The organism is Flavobacterium sp. WC2416 (assembly GCF_041200095.1).
Lineage (GTDB): Bacteria > Bacteroidota > Bacteroidia > Flavobacteriales > Flavobacteriaceae > Flavobacterium.
The window spans coordinates 1,342,358-1,359,979 of the sequence record NZ_CP165626.1 but is presented as its reverse complement, the minus strand read 5'-3'; the positions used below and the strand labels follow the sequence as shown (position 1 = coordinate 1,359,979).

15 protein-coding genes are annotated in these 17,622 nt (G+C 33.9%); 6 read left to right on the top strand and 9 right to left on the bottom strand.

The window, feature by feature from the left end; all coding sequences use genetic code 11:
• The first annotated feature begins 189 nt into the window (after nucleotides 1-189).
• The 4 genes from AB3G39_RS05705 (at nucleotide 190) to AB3G39_RS05690 (ending at nucleotide 4,359) form a co-directional block, all read left to right on the top strand.
• On the top strand, nucleotides 190-2,172 hold the full coding sequence (locus tag AB3G39_RS05705; protein WP_369769736.1) for a urocanate hydratase: 1,983 nt from the start codon (nucleotides 190-192) through the stop codon (nucleotides 2,170-2,172).
• Between the two features lie 49 nt (nucleotides 2,173-2,221).
• Nucleotides 2,222-2,749 carry a DUF4136 domain-containing protein gene (locus AB3G39_RS05700; protein ID WP_367771816.1) on the top strand — a complete coding sequence of 176 codons (528 nt, stop codon included), beginning with the start codon at nucleotides 2,222-2,224 and terminating at the stop codon, nucleotides 2,747-2,749.
• Nucleotides 2,750-2,814: 65 nt separating this feature from the next.
• Nucleotides 2,815-3,222 (top strand): group III truncated hemoglobin, encoded by a 408-nt coding sequence (locus tag AB3G39_RS05695; RefSeq protein ID WP_367771818.1) that lies wholly within the window; start codon nucleotides 2,815-2,817, stop codon nucleotides 3,220-3,222.
• Nucleotides 3,223-3,228: 6 nt separating this feature from the next.
• Nucleotides 3,229-4,359, top strand: coding sequence for an esterase-like activity of phytase family protein (locus AB3G39_RS05690; RefSeq protein WP_369752482.1), 1,131 nt, complete (start codon nucleotides 3,229-3,231; stop codon nucleotides 4,357-4,359).
• A 58-nt stretch (nucleotides 4,360-4,417) separates the two neighbouring features.
• Here AB3G39_RS05690 and AB3G39_RS05685 read toward each other — a convergent pair whose 3' ends face one another.
• Nucleotides 4,418-4,711, bottom strand: coding sequence for a type II toxin-antitoxin system RelE/ParE family toxin (locus AB3G39_RS05685; RefSeq protein WP_367771824.1), 294 nt, complete (start codon nucleotides 4,709-4,711; stop codon nucleotides 4,418-4,420).
• Entirely contained in the window at nucleotides 4,708-4,956 is a 249-nt protein-coding gene (locus AB3G39_RS05680; RefSeq protein ID WP_367771826.1) for a hypothetical protein, read from the bottom strand. The genes AB3G39_RS05685 and AB3G39_RS05680 overlap by 4 nt, the downstream gene beginning before the upstream one ends.
• Nucleotides 4,957-5,160: 204 nt before the next feature.
• Here AB3G39_RS05680 and AB3G39_RS05675 point away from each other — a divergent pair, with 204 nt between their 5' ends.
• The gene (locus tag AB3G39_RS05675) at nucleotides 5,161-5,934 is read left to right on the top strand and encodes a hypothetical protein (RefSeq protein ID WP_367771829.1); all 774 of its coding nucleotides are present in this window, start codon (nucleotides 5,161-5,163) and stop codon (nucleotides 5,932-5,934) included.
• 315 nt (nucleotides 5,935-6,249) lie between these two features.
• On the opposite strand, the gene AB3G39_RS05670 is transcribed toward AB3G39_RS05675, so the two are convergent.
• Entirely contained in the window at nucleotides 6,250-7,251 is a 1,002-nt protein-coding gene (locus tag AB3G39_RS05670; RefSeq protein WP_369765230.1) for an IS110 family transposase, read from the bottom strand.
• Nucleotides 7,252-7,968: 717 nt separating this feature from the next.
• Between AB3G39_RS05670 and AB3G39_RS05665 the strand changes: the two genes are divergently transcribed.
• Nucleotides 7,969-9,726 carry an aromatic amino acid hydroxylase gene (locus AB3G39_RS05665; RefSeq protein ID WP_369766263.1) on the top strand — a complete coding sequence of 586 codons (1,758 nt, stop codon included), beginning with the start codon at nucleotides 7,969-7,971 and terminating at the stop codon, nucleotides 9,724-9,726.
• A gap of 303 nt (nucleotides 9,727-10,029) precedes the next feature.
• Here AB3G39_RS05665 and AB3G39_RS05660 read toward each other — a convergent pair whose 3' ends face one another.
• From AB3G39_RS05660 to alaS, 6 genes are all read right to left on the bottom strand, one after another.
• Entirely contained in the window at nucleotides 10,030-10,650 is a 621-nt protein-coding gene (locus AB3G39_RS05660; protein WP_367771832.1) for a DUF4230 domain-containing protein, read from the bottom strand.
• 2 nt (nucleotides 10,651-10,652) lie between these two features.
• Nucleotides 10,653-11,603 carry a GSCFA domain-containing protein gene (locus AB3G39_RS05655; RefSeq protein WP_369766262.1) on the bottom strand — a complete coding sequence of 317 codons (951 nt, stop codon included), beginning with the start codon at nucleotides 11,601-11,603 and terminating at the stop codon, nucleotides 10,653-10,655.
• A 149-nt stretch (nucleotides 11,604-11,752) separates the two neighbouring features.
• Nucleotides 11,753-12,604: a hypothetical protein gene (locus AB3G39_RS05650; RefSeq protein ID WP_369766208.1), complete on the bottom strand. Its 852-nt coding sequence runs from the start codon at nucleotides 12,602-12,604 to the stop codon at nucleotides 11,753-11,755.
• Between the two features lie 127 nt (nucleotides 12,605-12,731).
• A complete protein-coding gene (locus AB3G39_RS05645) occupies nucleotides 12,732-13,517 on the bottom strand; it encodes a hypothetical protein (RefSeq protein WP_369766207.1) in 786 nt (261 codons plus the stop codon).
• A gap of 283 nt (nucleotides 13,518-13,800) precedes the next feature.
• Nucleotides 13,801-14,595, bottom strand: a complete 795-nt coding sequence (locus tag AB3G39_RS05640; RefSeq protein ID WP_367754939.1) for a hypothetical protein — start codon at nucleotides 14,593-14,595, stop codon at nucleotides 13,801-13,803.
• Between the two features lie 244 nt (nucleotides 14,596-14,839).
• Nucleotides 14,840-17,476 (bottom strand): alanine--tRNA ligase, encoded by a 2,637-nt coding sequence (gene alaS / locus AB3G39_RS05635; RefSeq protein ID WP_369766206.1) that lies wholly within the window; start codon nucleotides 17,474-17,476, stop codon nucleotides 14,840-14,842.
• Between the last annotated feature and the right edge of the window lie 146 nt (nucleotides 17,477-17,622).

Below are 17,622 nucleotides of genomic sequence, written 5' to 3'. Positions count from 1 at the left end.
CAAAATAAATGGATATTTGCTTTCAAAAATTTAGGATTACCATCTACAAATCCTATCACAGGTCGGATATTCGTTATCCATAGTCACTTTTTTTAAATAGAAAATGTGCTAATTTAAAATTAGAGTATTCTAATTTTAGCAATTATCACTTTTTCAATCTTTAAATTTTTCAATCTTTAAATTAAAAAAATGACTTTTCAAGAACAAATCCAACAAGGAATACCTACGCTATTGCCACAACCTAAACCCTATGAGACAAATATAAATCATGCTCCAAAGCGAAAAGAAATACTGTCAGCCGAAGAAAAAAAATTAGCGCTTCGTAATGCCCTACGCTATTTTGATGCCAAACATCATGCGGAACTAATCACTGAATTCAAAGCCGAATTAGAAACTTACGGACGCATATACATGTACCGTTTGCGCCCTGATTATGAAATGCGTGCGCGTCCCATCAATGAATATCCTGGACAATGCGAACAAGCAAAAGCTATAATGTTAATGATTCAGAACAATCTGGATTATGCCGTAGCGCAGCATCCCCATGAATTAATTACTTATGGTGGTAACGGAGCCGTTTTTCAAAACTGGGCACAGTACCTTTTGACCATGAAATACCTGTCGGAAATGACAGAAGACCAGACTTTAACCATGTATTCTGGTCATCCTATGGGTTTATTCCCTTCACATGCAGCAGCTCCAAGAGTGGTGGTGACAAATGGTATGGTAATCCCTAATTATTCTCAACCGGATGATTGGGAAAAGATGAATGCTTTAGGTGTATCGCAATACGGCCAAATGACCGCTGGAAGTTATATGTACATCGGTCCGCAAGGAATTGTACATGGAACGACGATTACAGTTTTGAATGGTTTTAGAAAAATAAAAAAAACGCCAGAAGGGGGATTATTTGTAACCTCTGGATTAGGCGGAATGAGTGGCGCTCAACCCAAGGCAGGAAATATTGCGGGTTGCATCACCGTATGTGCCGAGGTCAACCCAAAAATCACGCACATCCGTCACAGTCAAGGTTGGATTAACGAAGTCATCGAAGATTTGGATGAATTGGTAAGCAGAGTCGCTTTGGCGAAAGCCAATAAAGAAGTAGTCTCTATTGCCTACCTAGGAAATGTGGTGGATGTATGGGAAAAATTTGACCAAGAAAACATCCATATTGATTTAGGAAGTGATCAAACATCATTGCACAATCCTTGGGCAGGTGGTTATTATCCTATTGGAATCACGTTTGAAGAAGCGAATGATATGATGGCTAATAATCCTGATTTATTTAAGGAAAAAGTACAAAAAACGTTACGTCGACATACGACTGCTATTAATAAACATACCGCCAAAGGAACTTATTTCTTTGATTATGGAAATGCTTTTTTACTAGAAGCGTCCCGCTCAGGTGCGGATATTATGGCTGAGAATCACATTGATTTTAGGTATCCTAGTTATGTACAAGACATCATGGGACCTATGTGTTTTGATTATGGTTTTGGACCATTCCGTTGGGTTTGTGCTTCAGGAAAAACAGAAGATTTACAAAAAACAGATGATATTGCTTGCGCTGTGCTGGAAGAAATGGCAAAAACGGCTCCTATTGAAATTCAGCAACAAATGCAGGATAATATCAAATGGATCAAAGGGGCTCAAGCCAATAAACTCGTGGTGGGTTCACAAGCTAGAATTCTTTATGCTGATGCCGAAGGTCGTGTAAAAATCGCCGAAGCTTTTAATCAGGCTATAGCCAAAGGTTCAATAGGAACTGTAGTACTAGGAAGAGATCATCATGATGTTTCGGGAACGGATTCGCCTTATAGAGAAACCTCCAATATTTATGACGGATCTCGTTTTACTGCTGATATGGCCATCCAAAACGTAATTGGAGACAGTTTTCGAGGTGCTACTTGGGTATCTATTCACAATGGTGGTGGCGTAGGCTGGGGAGAGGTAATTAACGGTGGTTTTGGTATGGTTCTTGATGGTTCTAAAGAAGCTTCAAGACGCTTAGCCTCAATGCTTTTCTGGGATGTCAATAACGGAATATCAAGAAGAAGTTGGGCGCGTAATGAAGGGGCTATCTTTGCAATAAAAAGGGCTATGGAAACGCAACCTTTATTAAAAGTGACCATCCCTAATATAGTTGACGATAGTTTATTGGATTTTTAAAAATTTGATCGTAACTTTAGTAAACCCATATTAATCAAATAATCACACCATGAAAGCAATAAAACTTCTTCCCGTACTTTTTCTTTTCGTTTTGGGCGCTTGTAGCTCTATCAGAGTCAATTCTGATTATGATAAAAATGTAGATTTTAGTCAATTTAAAACTTATGCTTTTCAAAAAAGCGGAATTGATAGAGTACAGGTTTCTGAACTGGATAAAAAAAGAATACTTCGTGCCATTGATGCGGAACTCAGCAAAAAAGGAATGACTAAAAGTGAAAATCCAGATTTGCTAATCAACATTTTGACTAAAGAAAGAGAAAAACTAGACGTTAACCAGTACAATGCAGGTTGGGGTTATGGCTGGGGTTACGGTTGGAATCCTTACTTATGGGGAGGACGTACCTATGTTACCTCTTCTACTGAAGGAACATTATACATCGACTTAATTGATGCCAAGAAAAAAGAATTGGTTTGGGAAGGTGAAGGCGTGGGTTATTTAACTGAAAATAGAGACAAAAAAGAAAGTCAAATCAATGAGTTTGTTGCTAAAATTTTATCACAATTCCCACCAAAATAACAATAGCTTAAACCGTATATACTAGAAATGGCCTACCTTTGTGTAGGCTTTTTTTATACCCAATTATGACCATACAAACAGACATAACTACCCTAGACGATATTAAATTACTGGTAGATACCTTTTACGCTAAAGTGCAAAAAGACGATTTCATAGGTCCTATTTTCAATCAAAAAATAGGCAACCGCTGGCCTGAACATTTGGAAAAAATGTACCGCTTTTGGCAAACTATTTTACTAGAAGTACACACCTATTCCGGAAGTCCTTTTCCTCCGCACAAACATTTACCAGTGGACAAAGTCCATTTTGACCGCTGGATGGAAATTTTCATTGCCACAGTAGACTCCTTATTTACAGGAACTATTGCTGAGGAAGCCAAACTACGCGCCAAAAACATGGCTGAGATGTTCAATTATAAGATTAACTATTTCAGAGATGCTGGACAAAAAGGAGATCTTTTAAATTCTAAATAACACTTCATGCGCAAATTATTATTTTTAGCTTTTTTACAACTTGCTTTTATATCCTGTTCGAGTGTAAAACCTACAGAAACAGCAAACGGCAGCCCAACCTTACACTTCATCAACTCCACTGAAGTGCCTTTCAATCAAGAATTTAAAAACACCGTTATAGGCGGCTTATCCAGTATTGATTATGATGCCAAAAATGATTTGTATTATTTCATTTCTGACGATAGATCCATTTATAATGATGCCCGTTTTTATACTGCCAAAATTCATTTGGATTCAGATACCATCAAAAATATTGCTTTTGAGAATGTGGTTACTTTAAAAAATGAAGCTGGAGCCAAATACAGTAATTGGGAGACAAAACCGTCTCAATCTATCGATCCTGAAGAAATGCGTTACAACCCCAAAACGAAGTCAGTGGTTTGGAGTAGCGAAGGGGCTCGAGTGATTGCCAAAGATTTTGTGGTCTTGCAAAATCCTTCGTTGCAAACAGCCGACTTAAACGGAAATTTCGTCAACGACTTTAGTTTACCCACCAACCTCAACATGCAAAAAGAGGAAAAAGGACCACGTAGCAATGGTGTTCTCGAAGGAATAACCTTCAACAAAGACTACAGCAAAGTGTACACGAACGTGGAAGAACCGCTGTACGAAGACGACACCGAAGCTACAACTACCAAAGGCGGAATGATTCGTCTGTTTGAATTTGATACAAAATCGAGAAAAAACACGGCGCAATACGGTTACCTTCTCGATCCGATTGCACATGAACCCAACCCACATACTGGCTTTGCCGTAAACGGAATTTCCTCGATACAGTATTACAGTAAAAACCAACTCTTGATTGTGGAGCGCTCCTACTCTACTGGAAAACAAGCCTGCACGATAAAAGTGTATTTATGTGATTTTACCAAAGCGACCAATGTAAAAGATATTGCTTCCTTACAAAATCAAGGCATTCAATTGGCCTCCAAAAAACTGCTCTTGAACATGGACGATTTAGAAATTTTTACGGATAATATCGAAGGAATTACTTTTGGACCAAAACTAGCCAATGGCAAGCAATCCTTACTTTTTGTATCCGATAATAATTTCTCGGACAAACAGAAAACGCAAGTGCTACTTTTTGAAGTAAATTAAAAAATAGTAGTTTTTTATAAATATCGAAATCCGTAACAGTAATGTTGCGGATTTTTTTTTAATACTTATTCAACCGATTGGGATTTTGTTTTCCGTTGAAGATATCAATAATCAAGACAAAATCTAATTTGCGCTCATAAATGATTTTGTAAGACCAAATGCTAATATGCCGAAATCTTTCTTTATTGATAATTGGCTCTATGGCAAATTCATAACGAGAATCATGAAGAGATTCTGCTAATGCTATTATTTTATCCAAAACCATTTCAGCATTTTGAGGACTGTCTTCCAAAATATAATAATAGATTTTAGAAAGGGAGTCTTTTGCTTCTTTTGACCAAACTACAGTCATTCCTTTTTAGATAAAATAGAAGTACGAACTTGCTCAGAAGTATAGGTTTCAGCACCATCAGCAACGGATTGACTTATTGATTCAATATGCGCAATGTATTCTGATTTGGTTAAAGATTCTCCATCTAATGTTAGAGCGACAATAGAATCGCTATTTAAAATAGCATCAATTTTATCCAAAAGTGTTTCATCTTGAACATCAATTAATTTCTTAATCAACTGGTTTTTATGCGCTTCAATATTCATAACCATAATTATTTAATAGAGTAAAGATAGTTTATTTTAGAAGTAAATTAAAATAGTTTTATAATTACAAAACTGTATACCAAATTATAAGCAATTAAAAAATACTTTTAATTAATAAGATTTTTCAGAAATAAATTATATAACTAAACATTGATTTAATTGGTTTAGAAGACTAACTTTACTTTTTAACTTACAACGATTAAAATGAAGCGATTATACATCATCATAATATTTCTGATAATAAATCACAGTTTTGCACAATCTAAAATAAAATTTTCATTAGATGAGGTTTCTGATATGACTGTAATGTTATACCAACAAATTAATGATTCGACTGGAACTAACGGTACAGGAACTATTATCGAATACAAAAACAAATATTTCTTATTGACTGCTGCCCATGTTGCTAAAGAATTAAAAAATACTTCAAAAATTATTTTTAGAATAAATAACGATCAGCCAGCGGTAATCGATTTAGTATCTCTAAATCAAAAAATGAATTGGCAATTTCATCAAATTGCTGATATTGCAATCATGGAACTAATACCTTACAATTTAGATATAAAAAATAGATTTATCAATTCCTCATTTCCTTCAACATTAATCAGTGATGAAAAAACACTATTATGGAAAGAATTTGAACTGACTTTTCTGGGTTATCCAGTAACTGATTTAATATTGGAACACTTTTCAGCATTATCCTTTAAAAGTAATTATGCTAGTGGATTAATAACCCAAACTTTTTCTTATTATGGAAAAAATAAAAAGTGTTCGGTATTTTACTTAGACAAATCTAGTATTCAAGGAGCAAGTGGTTCAGGATTATATCTATCAATAAGTAAAATGGTAGAAATTGGTGCTTTAGATAGAACAATATTAGTAGGAATTGTTAGTGGAACACATTCTGACAATACAGGAGGTAAATTAGCGATAATAATGCCTTCATTTTACATATGGGATTTGCTGAAATTAAATTAGAATATTCCACCGCTACTGCACAAAATGAAATTCACCGAAGTTAATCCTTTCGTGTGGTTCATTATTATTACAACTACAATCCTAAAGAGAATATATTAAATTTAATTGGTTCATGTGATGACATTCGCCGCAGCGAACAGTTCTATCCTCCCCCCCGATTACTATGGTTTAAGCAAATAATAATTCATAAAATTTTCATTTATTTTTTGTGAATAATTCAATAACTTTGTGTTGAAAACAAACAATAAGTCTTGCGAAGGGGAAAAAGTTTTTACTACTTCTTCCCTATCAAAAGAAAAATTTATTTAATTGATCTTAAGCTATTTGTCTTTTTTCAAAGGTTCTGTTTTCCTTAATACATGCGCAAAGACGATGTATGAGTTTGTTTCTTACATTGTTAATTACGAGCATTTTGCTTTTTCCTTCTTGTACTTTTCGGCTATAATAAATTTTCAACTCTGGATCACTTGTGATTGCAGATAACGCACACATATGCAACTGTTTTTTTAATTTTTTATTTGCCATATAATGGACTTTTGGTTTTGAACGTACACTTTTTCCTGAAGTGTGTTCAAAAGGTACAACGCCTGCATAACAAGCCAATTGGCGAGGAGTGATATACATTGTAAATTCATTTGTAAAACAAATTAAGAATAAAGTTGTTACTTTTCCAACGCCTGTAACCGATGTCGATATTTTAAATATTCTAGAAAGATTTTCATCTTCGTTGATTATTTTGTCTAATTGTTTTTCTATTTTTTGCAAATCTGTTTCAATTCCTTTAATTGTACTTTTTTGGAGTTTTTCTGAGAGTTTAGCCACTTCTAAATCAAATGACTTAAGTTCTCTTACATTACGTAACAACGAAGCTTTTGTAATCACTAGCTTTTCTCTTAAAGACAATAAGTTTCTGATTTTATCAACTTCTTTTCTAGGAGCTTTGTACAGAACTGCTTCGTCAACATTCTTCATGGCATAATAAGCTATTCTTTCAGCATCAATTTTGTCGTTTTTACCTCTCTGAACACCAATACTTCGAATAATTTTCAACGACATTTCTACCCAAAGATCAAACTTAAATACCATCAAATACTTGATAAGTAACTTTCCATACATGCCAGTGTGTTCTAAACAAATCAATGTGTTTTCAAAAGTAGCATTTTGCTCTTTCAACCATTTGCGAAGTGCTTGGATTCCTTTGTAATCATTTACAAATTGATTATGGATGGTGTTTTGTTTATCTCCATTCAAAATCACAACAGCATCAAAATATTCTTTGGATACGTCAATGCCTAAAAAATGTTTAAATTTGTTCATAAGAAAATGTTTTAAAGATTAGCAACCAGTTTATTGAACACACTCATAACCTTGATAATAGGCCTAAAAACCTGAATTACTATTTGATGCTTGTTCAATACAAACTGACAAAGTCCTAATCGGGGGATAAGTCTAAAACTTTGCGGCGCGAATGGTTCACTTTGTCAGTTTGGTTGTTAATTTAAATTTAATGATTTTTCAAAGAACAAATCTAAAGGCTGCCGCACGAATCCTTTCGTGTGGCTCGTCTTAATAAAAGATAAATTTCATACAAATACACATTGGTTCTGGATGTGATTTACTTCGTCTGTTCCCTAACGCTCGAGTCACCTTCGTCGGAATGAAAAAGAATGTAGAATTTGTTTGTAAAAGAGTTTTAGTGTGATTGCGTCGTTCCTCGCAATGACTTGCTGCACGTTTACTTATTATTGGAATTCTTCATTGATTGGAATGAAAATAAACCTACAAGGTTCAAAAAAACCTTGCAGGACAGGAATCAATAAACAAACATTTTACCACAACTCCCCTAGCCCCGACTGAAATGGAAAGCTTTTTGTACAAGCCGTTTTTTTAGGTTTTCCTGTTTATAAAAAGCGACCAGAGGAAGCTCTTTTATAAACTATGGAAAAACAAACGGCTGGACAAAAACTTGCAATGAAAAGCGGGAAATGGCTTCAAGAATTCGTACTTTTGCATGATAACTACAACGATTTCGAAATGAACTCAATTATAGAAAGTAATCCGTTATTAGACCGATTACCCAAACATTTAAAGCAATTTATTAAACCTCAGGATTATAGCGATTATACGCCTATCAATCAAGCGGTTTGGCGCTATGTGATGCGTAAAAACGTGGATTATCTTGCTCAAGTGGCGCATAGCTCGTATCTGGAAGGGTTGAAGAAAACAGGAATTGAGATTGACAATATCCCGAGTATGTACGGTATGAACCGCATTTTGACCGAAATAGGTTGGGCTGCTGTTGCCGTGGATGGGTTTATTCCGCCCAATGCTTTTATGGAATTTCAAGCGTATAACGTTTTGGTAATTGCCTCGGATATTCGCCAACTGGAACATATTGAATACACGCCTGCTCCCGATATTATTCATGAAGGTGCCGGTCACGCGCCTATTATTGCCAATCCAGAATATGCGGAATATTTGCGCCGTTTTGGAGAAATAGGATGCAAAGCGATTTCATCGGACAAGGATTATCAAATGTATGAGGCAATCCGACTTTTATCCATCGTCAAAGAAGCCGAAGGTACGCCACAAGCTACGATTGACGCTGCCGAAAAAGCAGTCGAAGACTTGCAAAACAACATGGGCGAACTGTCTGAAATGGCTCAAATACGCAACCTACACTGGTGGACTGTGGAATATGGCTTGATAGGAACGGTAGAAAATCCAAAGATTTACGGTGCAGGATTGTTGTCGTCTATTGGTGAAAGTGCTTACTGCATGACGGATCAAGTGAAGAAAATCCCTTACGATATCTCAGCAGCCTACCAAAGTTTTGACATTACAAAACTACAACCCCAATTGTATGTTACGCCAACTTTTGCGTATTTGAATTTGGTTTTGGAAGAATTTGCGAATAAAATGGCATTGCGCACAGGCGGCTTGTCTGGAATTGAGAAATTGATTCACTCGGGCGCTTTGGGAACGATTGAATTGAGCACGGGATTGCAAATTTCGGGTGTTTTTACCAAAGTAATTGCTGATGAAGGGAAACCGATTTACATACAAACAATTGGAAAAACAGCTTTGGCTTCCCGCGAAAAAGAATTAGTAGGCCATGGTACTTTGACTCATGCCGAAGGTTTTGGTAGTCCAATAGGAAAACTGGAAGGAATTAACTTAGCGATAGAAGATATGAGTCCGAAGGACTTGCATGCCTATGACATTATAGAATCCAAAGCCGTTAAACTAGAGTTTGAAGGCGGTATCACTGTGGAAGGCGAAATTGTAACGGGTTCTAGAAACCTACAAGGTGAGATTATCTTGATTCGTTTTAAAAACTGTACGGTGACGCATGGTGAAACGATTTTATTCCAACCCGATTGGGGTGTTTATGATATGGCGGTGGGTAAAAAAGTAGTTTCGGCTTTCTCTGGTCCTGCCGATGTGAATAGTTTTGATTTGATTACCCATTTACCATCTAGCACCACCATTAAAGCGACACATACTGCAGAGCGCGATGATTTAGAAATTTTATACCAAACTGTTAGAATTATCAGGGAGACACATGACATCTACGCTTCGCTTAGTCCTATTTTTCATAAATTAAAAGTAAATCACCCAAAAGATTGGTTACTTTCGGTTGAGATTGTGGAGCTTTTAAAAGACCGCAATGATGCTCCACTATTGGATGAAGTATTGGCACATCTCGAACAATTAAAACTTGCCAGACCCGAAGTGGCGCATTTGATTACTGGAGGATTGGACTTGATTTTTGAGAAGGCAAAAGCATAAAATTTTAGCCACGAATGCACTGATTAAAGTTGATTCGTATTGTAAATAGATAACCGCAAATTCGCAAATTATTTTAGCGGACTTGCGGTTATCTATTTTGAGATAATTATAATAGAAATTAGTGAATTCGTGGATTTCACTTTATAATTAAAACTGACTATTGTAGAGGCAGATTAAAAAAAAAACGAACACAAATTCGCAAATTATTTTAGCGGACTTGCGGTTATCTACTTTGAGATAATTATAATAGAAATTAGTGAATTCGTGGCTTTCACTTTATAATTAAATTCGTGGCTTTTTCTTTTACAACTTTATTTGCTGACTTAAATCTTTATCGCTTTCAATTACTTTGCCTTCGTATTTTAAAGTCCAACCTAAATTACTGGTTGTAATAAGGATCTTAGACAATTCACTAATTAAGCGATTTTGAGCATTAGATTTTAATGTGGAAGTTTCCATTTTCTTAGCTAAATTAGCTTTTACTGACTTGTTGATTTTGTTATAATCATCACCCGTAAAAGGGTTCAGCTTGCTTTGTTCTACATCATAAAACTTGATATCAGGACTAATTTTTATTTCTTCTTTAGGGATATAAACAATCGAGATTGTTTTGTTTTTCTCATCAATATCGTATTTCATTTTGTGTAAATCGTAAGCCACTGTCACATCTGCATTTACGACAATCAATGCTTTTTTATCAAAAGAAAACATTCCCATCAAGTATTTCTCTTGGTTTTTATAGGTTATCACTTCAGAATAATGCCCTTCAGTAACAACCAGTTTTCCTACGTTTACAATTTGCTGCTGAATCAAACCAGCGCCATCTATAGTTGTAGCATCATCTGCTTTTTTAAATTCACAAAACTTGAATAACAGCACCACTGTTACTATTAAACCTATAAAAACGAATAGTCTTTTTAACATAATTAAAATTTCATGAATGAATATTGGGAAACCATTTTGCTGATTTTAGCTTGCAAATTGGATTCAAATTTTTGATGACTTTCAGATGCTGGATTAAAAGCTCGATGTTGTAATGATTTTTGAATGGTCGCAACGGCATCCATTGTTTCGTAAGCTGTTTCGGCAATATTTGTTTCTTTAAAACGCTCCCAAATATAATCAACCGCCAATGCGCTTGGATGTAACATATCCTCTGTGTAAAAGCGATAATCACGCAGTTCATCCATCATGATTTCGTAACTCGGGAAATAAGTAACAGCCGAAAGTCGAAAGTCAAAAGTTGCATGTAGCGCACTTATTAAATGCGCTTTACTTAGTTGATTATCTACAAAACCATCCTTAATGTGACGCACTGGCGAAACGGTAAAAATAAATTTTGCTTCTGGATTAATGGATTGAATTAACTGAATAGTGTTAGAAATACTTTCTTTAATTGTATGTATCGAAAGTAACTCTTTGGCGAATTGTTTTTGCGGTACTTTATGACAATTCGCTACTATTTCATTGCTTTCTGTAGCACGATAAACCCAAGAAGTTCCGTAGGTAATAATAATATGAGAAGCTTCCTTTAATTGCTGTTTTATAGTTTTTAGAATAGTATTTAAAGTCATTAATAGCTTTTCTTTACTATTGGAACTTAAATCCGAATGAACATCGAAACAATGCCAACGTTCGTTATGAAAGAAAACCACCTCCTCCGTAAATTGTTTTTCTGAAACCACTAACCGAACTAATTTTTCAATAGAAACAGGATTGAAAATAATCCCAAAAGGATTACAACTGTTTTGAAACTGATAATAATCTAGTTTCTCCGCCATATTGACTGCAAAACAAGAACCTAAAGAAATCACCTTTGAATTATAATCAAGGAGGGAATTACTTTTAGGAATAGGTATTTGGGTTCTGAATTGCATCATTCTAATTTACTACAAATTTGAATAATTTTAGTGACTTAAACACGGTTTAGTTCATTTTTCATTATTTAAAAAAATAGTATTAAAAAACCCTTTTAACGTTTTATAGTTGAAAGGGTAGTTTTATATGGTTTTACAAACTAAATTGTTTACTCATAGAAATATTGAAAAATAGCATTGAGTTTATCACCATTATATTCATAATATTCTTTTCTTTCAATAGGATATCCATTAGTATTGTAGGTATATTGATTGGTTGTTGGATAATACCCCGAAATATTTGTTTTTAAAACAGTGTTAGATCGATCTAAATGTGGTTTTGAATAAATAACACTAAAATTTGGTGGCAAATCAAAGTATATCATTTTATTAAATCCTAAAATATTTTTTTTGGGATTGGATTTCAAATCATATTCAAAACTAGAATACGTGTTAGTTCCATCTATAGAACCCATTTTAATAATATTTCTATTCGCATCAAAAACAATCTTAACACTTGCAGATGAATTTTCAATATTGTCTCTGGAATCTGTTGTAAACATTTTAAACTCCTGAGTATTATTATCAATTTTGGTATACAACACCTTGAAAATCATTTTAAATGAATCAAAATATTGTTCCCTTATCGATGAAATTAAATTTTCATTGCTATCATAAACAAAGTTAGTACTCATTACTAATTTTTCGGGTACTCCAAATATATTATTAACCTTAATGTTAGTTATTAAATTTCCTGTATAAGTATAGTCCATTCTATAACTATAGCCAACGTCCGTCCCCATACTAAAACTATTTTGCTTCCAAGACTCACTTACAATTTTATTCCCATCATAAGAAAAGGTTGTTGTGACTAATACTTTACCTGCTGAATCAGATGTAGTAATTTTCTTTACTAATGCAGAAGGCGCAACTACAACTGGCGAATCACTCCCAGAAGAATCACTTGAACATGAAAACAATAATGTCATAAAAACCACTAGTACTAAAGCTGATTTTTTCATATTTATTTTTTATATAAATAAAGTAAATAAAAAACATTTAACACTATTTTTTGCACAAAAAAACTCAATTGTCTTTTAATCAAGACCATTGAGTTTTTTATTATAATTCAATCTTTTTTATTCTGTTTTATTTGTAGAAATATTCAGTTTTTAAATACCCTGATTTCCCATCAGATGGCATCACTGATTCAGCAACTTTTTCAGTAGGATATCCTTCTTTATCATATTTAAAAGAGCTCTTGTAAAAATTAGCCGATGATGTGATTTGATCTTCTGCATTTGTAATTGTTGCTTCCACAATACCTATCTGGCTATTATTTATAGAAATTAAATCGTTTTGATTCAGCAACTTATCAAAGCCCAATATGTTATAAAAGGGATTGTTTTTTAAGTCATATTCATAACTCAGGTCGTAATTTGAAGTAATCCCTGGTTCAGTATCATCAAGCGTTCTTTTGTCTTTAATCAAGTTTTTATTTTTGAAAAACAAAACACCATGACAAACCTTAACCTCTTCATTCTGAGAACTCAAAGTTGTTTTTTGATAAGAAACCGTTTCATCGGACTTATGCGTGAATTTAATTGAGTAATTGTCTGATGATTTTATACCCACTAATTTGTCCTTATCATAAGTGAATTCTAAGGAAGTACTACTTTGATTTACCTTCGTCTTCGTAATTATCTTAGTGATTAAGCCATTCGTATATGTATAATCAACATGTTGTTTTTCATTATCTGCATTTACAATTTCATTTCCTTTATAAGTAAACAAAGTCGTATTTGATGTACCATCAGATGAAGTTTCAACTAATTTTTTAAGTAACTTTATGTTGTCACTATTATCTTTTGAACATGAAAAAAGAATCAATAAAAAAATTGACACCACCCCAAATAAAATTTTTCCTTTTCTCATTATAATAAATCTAATAGGGTCGACGCATAGGGCTTTACCAATATCAAACCTAAAAAAATAAAATAAAAGCTACAAAATTCATCGTTACAATCCTTATTTTTCGGATTAACTACTTATTAATAGCCTTGAAAAAACAGTATATAAGTAATGAATTTGGGAATTTACGAGTTAAAAACAATCCTATTTTATTTAAAAAATCATCAGTTCGCTACTACAAATTCTAGAATTAAAACAACCTACTTCTTGGAAGATGAATTTTATTTGTTGTTTTTTATAATGTTCATTAATTATAAAATAATTGCGACTTTAAATGATTCGCATTATGTCCTCCAAACATTTCATTTTCAGAAACTATTTCCGTAGGATAGTCATTCGAATTATATTTATATTTATTGGTGTTCATTTTGACAGCTGAAATAGCTTGATCTTCATTTACATATTTAACTGATGATGTTTCCATACTACTAATATCATTATTTGAAGAAATAAATTTAGAATAATCTAACAGTTTACTAAATCCTAAAATATTAAGCAATGCGTTATTTTTATAATCATAAGTAACCTCCATTTTATTAACTGCCAAAACTCCTGTCCCCACATTATCTAAAACTTTTTCATCTTTGATAAGGTTTCCATTTTGAAAATATAAAGTTCCGTGATTACTTCTAACCTCATTAGCATTTGAATCCTTTGTTAGTTTTTCATAAGAAACTGTACCATCTGTGTTGTGAATATAATTCAACGTATAATTATCTGAAGAAATAATTTTTACTAATTTATTATCAGAGTATACATATTCCAACGTATTTTGATTTTGGGTTGATTTATTTAACACAGTAATTTTAGTAATTAAATCTCCTGTATAATAAAACGTTGAAAATTCACCAACTTTATCAATACTCACAATTTTATTAGCTTCATAAGCAATAAATGTTGCTTTCGAAGATCCATCAACAGCAACTTCAACAATCTTTTTTAATAAAAGAGCTTGGTTGTCATTCCCGTTATCGTTAGTACAAGAACACAGAGTTATTAATAAGATTGAAACTAGTAAAACTATTTTAGTTGGTGTTTGCATGTTACTTAATTTATCCACATTTATTAAATGTTTCTGTTTTTTAAATTGATGGGGCAAACCTAAAAAAATAAAATAAAAGCTACAAAATTCATCGCTACAATCCTTATATTTCGGTTAAACTACTATTTTAAAAAACTAACAAATACAACCTATGAGGTTCATTTTACAATAGATTCTACAAATAATAAACCCTTTTAAAGCGCATGCTCTAAAAGGGTTATTTTATATAATGATTAAAACTATTTTACTTCACAAACTCAACTGCTTTATCTAAAGCTTCTTGAATTCCTTCTGATTTTTTACCTCCTGCAGTGGCAAAGAAGGGTTGACCTCCACCTCCACCTTGAATATACTTCCCTAATTCACGAACGACTAGTCCTGCATTTAAACCCTTTTCAGCTACTAATTCTTTAGAAATATAACAACTTAACATTGGTTTTCCTTCTTCGGCTGTAGCCAAAACTAGGAACATATTGCTTCCTAGATTTCCTAATTCATATGCCAAATCTTTAGCACCCTCTGGATTTAAATCCACTTGTTTTGCTAAAAATTGAATACCATTGATTTCTTGCAACTCTTTAGCCAAATCCCCTTTCATATTTTTAGCCTTCTCTTTCAATAAGGTTTCCAATTGTTTTTTCAATTTGGCATTATCCTCTTGAAGAGAAACTACTGCTTTCAGCGAATCTTGTGGGTTTTTTAAAGCTACTTTAATTTCGCTCAACATGTTTTCCTGAGATGCAAAAAAAGCTTTTACAGCATCGCTAGTTATTGCTTCAATACGGCGAATTCCTGCCGCAACTGCTCCTTCACTTGTGATTTTAAAATGCCAGATTTCCGCCGTGTTTTTCACATGGATTCCTCCGCATAATTCCATACTGTCACCAAATTTTATAGCACGTACATGATCTCCATATTTTTCTCCAAAAAGTGCCATCGCTCCTTCTTCTACCGCTTGTGCAAAAGGAATATTCCTAAGTTCAATCAATGGCAATTGTTCTTGAATTCTAGCATTTACAAAATCCTCTACCTGCTGCAATTCTTCATCCGTTACTTTTGCAAAATGTGAAAAGTCAAAACGCAAATAGTTCGGATTTACCAATGATCCTTTTTGCTCTACGTGTGTACCTAAAACAGTACGCAATGCCAAGTGCATTAAATGGGTAGCCGAGTGATTCTTGGCACTTGCTGTTCTTAAATTAGTATTTACTTTAGCAACAAAACTAGCATTTACATTTTCTGGCAATTGCTTAGCAAAAAGTAAAATAAGGTTGTTTTCTTTTTTAGTATCTATAATTTGAATGGTCTCATTTGCTGAAACCAATGTTCCTTTGTCTCCTACTTGTCCTCCTCCTTCTGGATAAAACGGACTATTATCTAATACAATTTGGTATAAAACGCCATCTTTTTTAGAATCGACTTTTCGGATACGGGTGATTTTCACGTCTGCTTCTGTGTCGTCGTAGCCTACAAATGTTTCTACATTTCCAGGTATTAAAACAGACCAGTCTTCTGTTGAAACTTCCGATGCTGCTCGAGAACGCGCTTTTTGTTCTTGCATTGCAATATCAAAACCCGCTTCGTCCAACTCTAATCCTCTTTCTCTTAAAATCAAAGCCGTTAAATCCTTTGGAAAACCAAAAGTATCATACAATTCGAATGCTTTAGCACCTGAAACTTCTTTTCCTTTTGTTTCAGTAATAACATTTTCAAGCAATTGCAATCCTTGGTCTAATGTTCTTAAGAAAGAAGCTTCCTCTTCTCTAATTACATTCGTTACCAAGTTTTGTTGCGATTTGATTTCTGGGAAAAATTCACCCATTTGATTGGCCAAAACAGCAACCAATTCAAATATAAAAGGTTCTTTAGTATTCAAAAAAGTAAATCCGTAACGGATCGCACGACGCAAAATACGACGAATTACATAACCCGCACCAGTGTTTGAAGGCAACTGACCATCAGCAATGGCAAAAGCAACCGCACGAACGTGATCCACAATAACGCGAATTGCTATATTCGTTTTGTTTTGTTCCTCGCTTATGTCTTTAACTTCGTTTGAAGTATATTTTAATCCTGTAATCTGTTCCACTTTCTCAATAAGTGGCGTAAATACATCCGTATCATAATTTGAAGTTGTGTTTTGCATCGCCATACACAAACGCTCAAATCCCATACCGGTATCCACATGTTGGGAAGGCAATTTTTCAAGAGAACCATCCGCTTTGCGGTTGAATTCCATAAATACATTGTTCCAAATCTCTACTACTTGAGGATGATCTGCATTTACTAAACTTCTACCTGAAACAGCAGCTCTTTCTTCATCCGAACGTAAATCGATATGAATTTCAGAACATGGTCCGCAAGGTCCTTGATCTCCCATTTCCCAAAAATTGTCTTTTTTATTCCCTAGAATGATGCGGTCTTCTGGCACAAACTGTTTCCAAATATCAAATGCTTCCTGATCAAAAGGGACATTTTCAGCTTCGTTCCCTTGAAAAACAGAAACGTATAAACGGTCTTTGTCTAATTTTAAAACTTCAGTCAAAAATTCCCAAGCGAAAGGCAAAGCCTCTTTTTTGAAATAATCGCCAAAAGACCAGTTTCCTAACATTTCAAACATAGTATGGTGGTAAGTATCAAAACCTACATCCTCTAAATCATTGTGTTTTCCTGAAACACGAAGACATTTTTGCGTATCGGCAATTCTATTGCTTTTGGGTGTGGCATTTCCTAAAAAATACTCTTTGAACTGAGCCATCCCTGAGTTGTTGAACATCAAAGTAGGATCATCTTTAAGAACAATTGGTGCAGAAGGAACGATTAAATGCCCTTTGCTTTGAAAAAAATCTAGAAATTGTTTACGTACGTCTTGTGATTTCATTATTTATTTTAGTTTAAAGTTTAAGGTTTAAAGTTGATTAGACCAGAAACTATCTCTTTTTATTATTTTTTTTCTTGCCCCAGATAGTAGTGAAAAGCTTCGAGGTTTTGAAATTTATTTTTTCTTGTGGTGGTAGAGCGACCGCA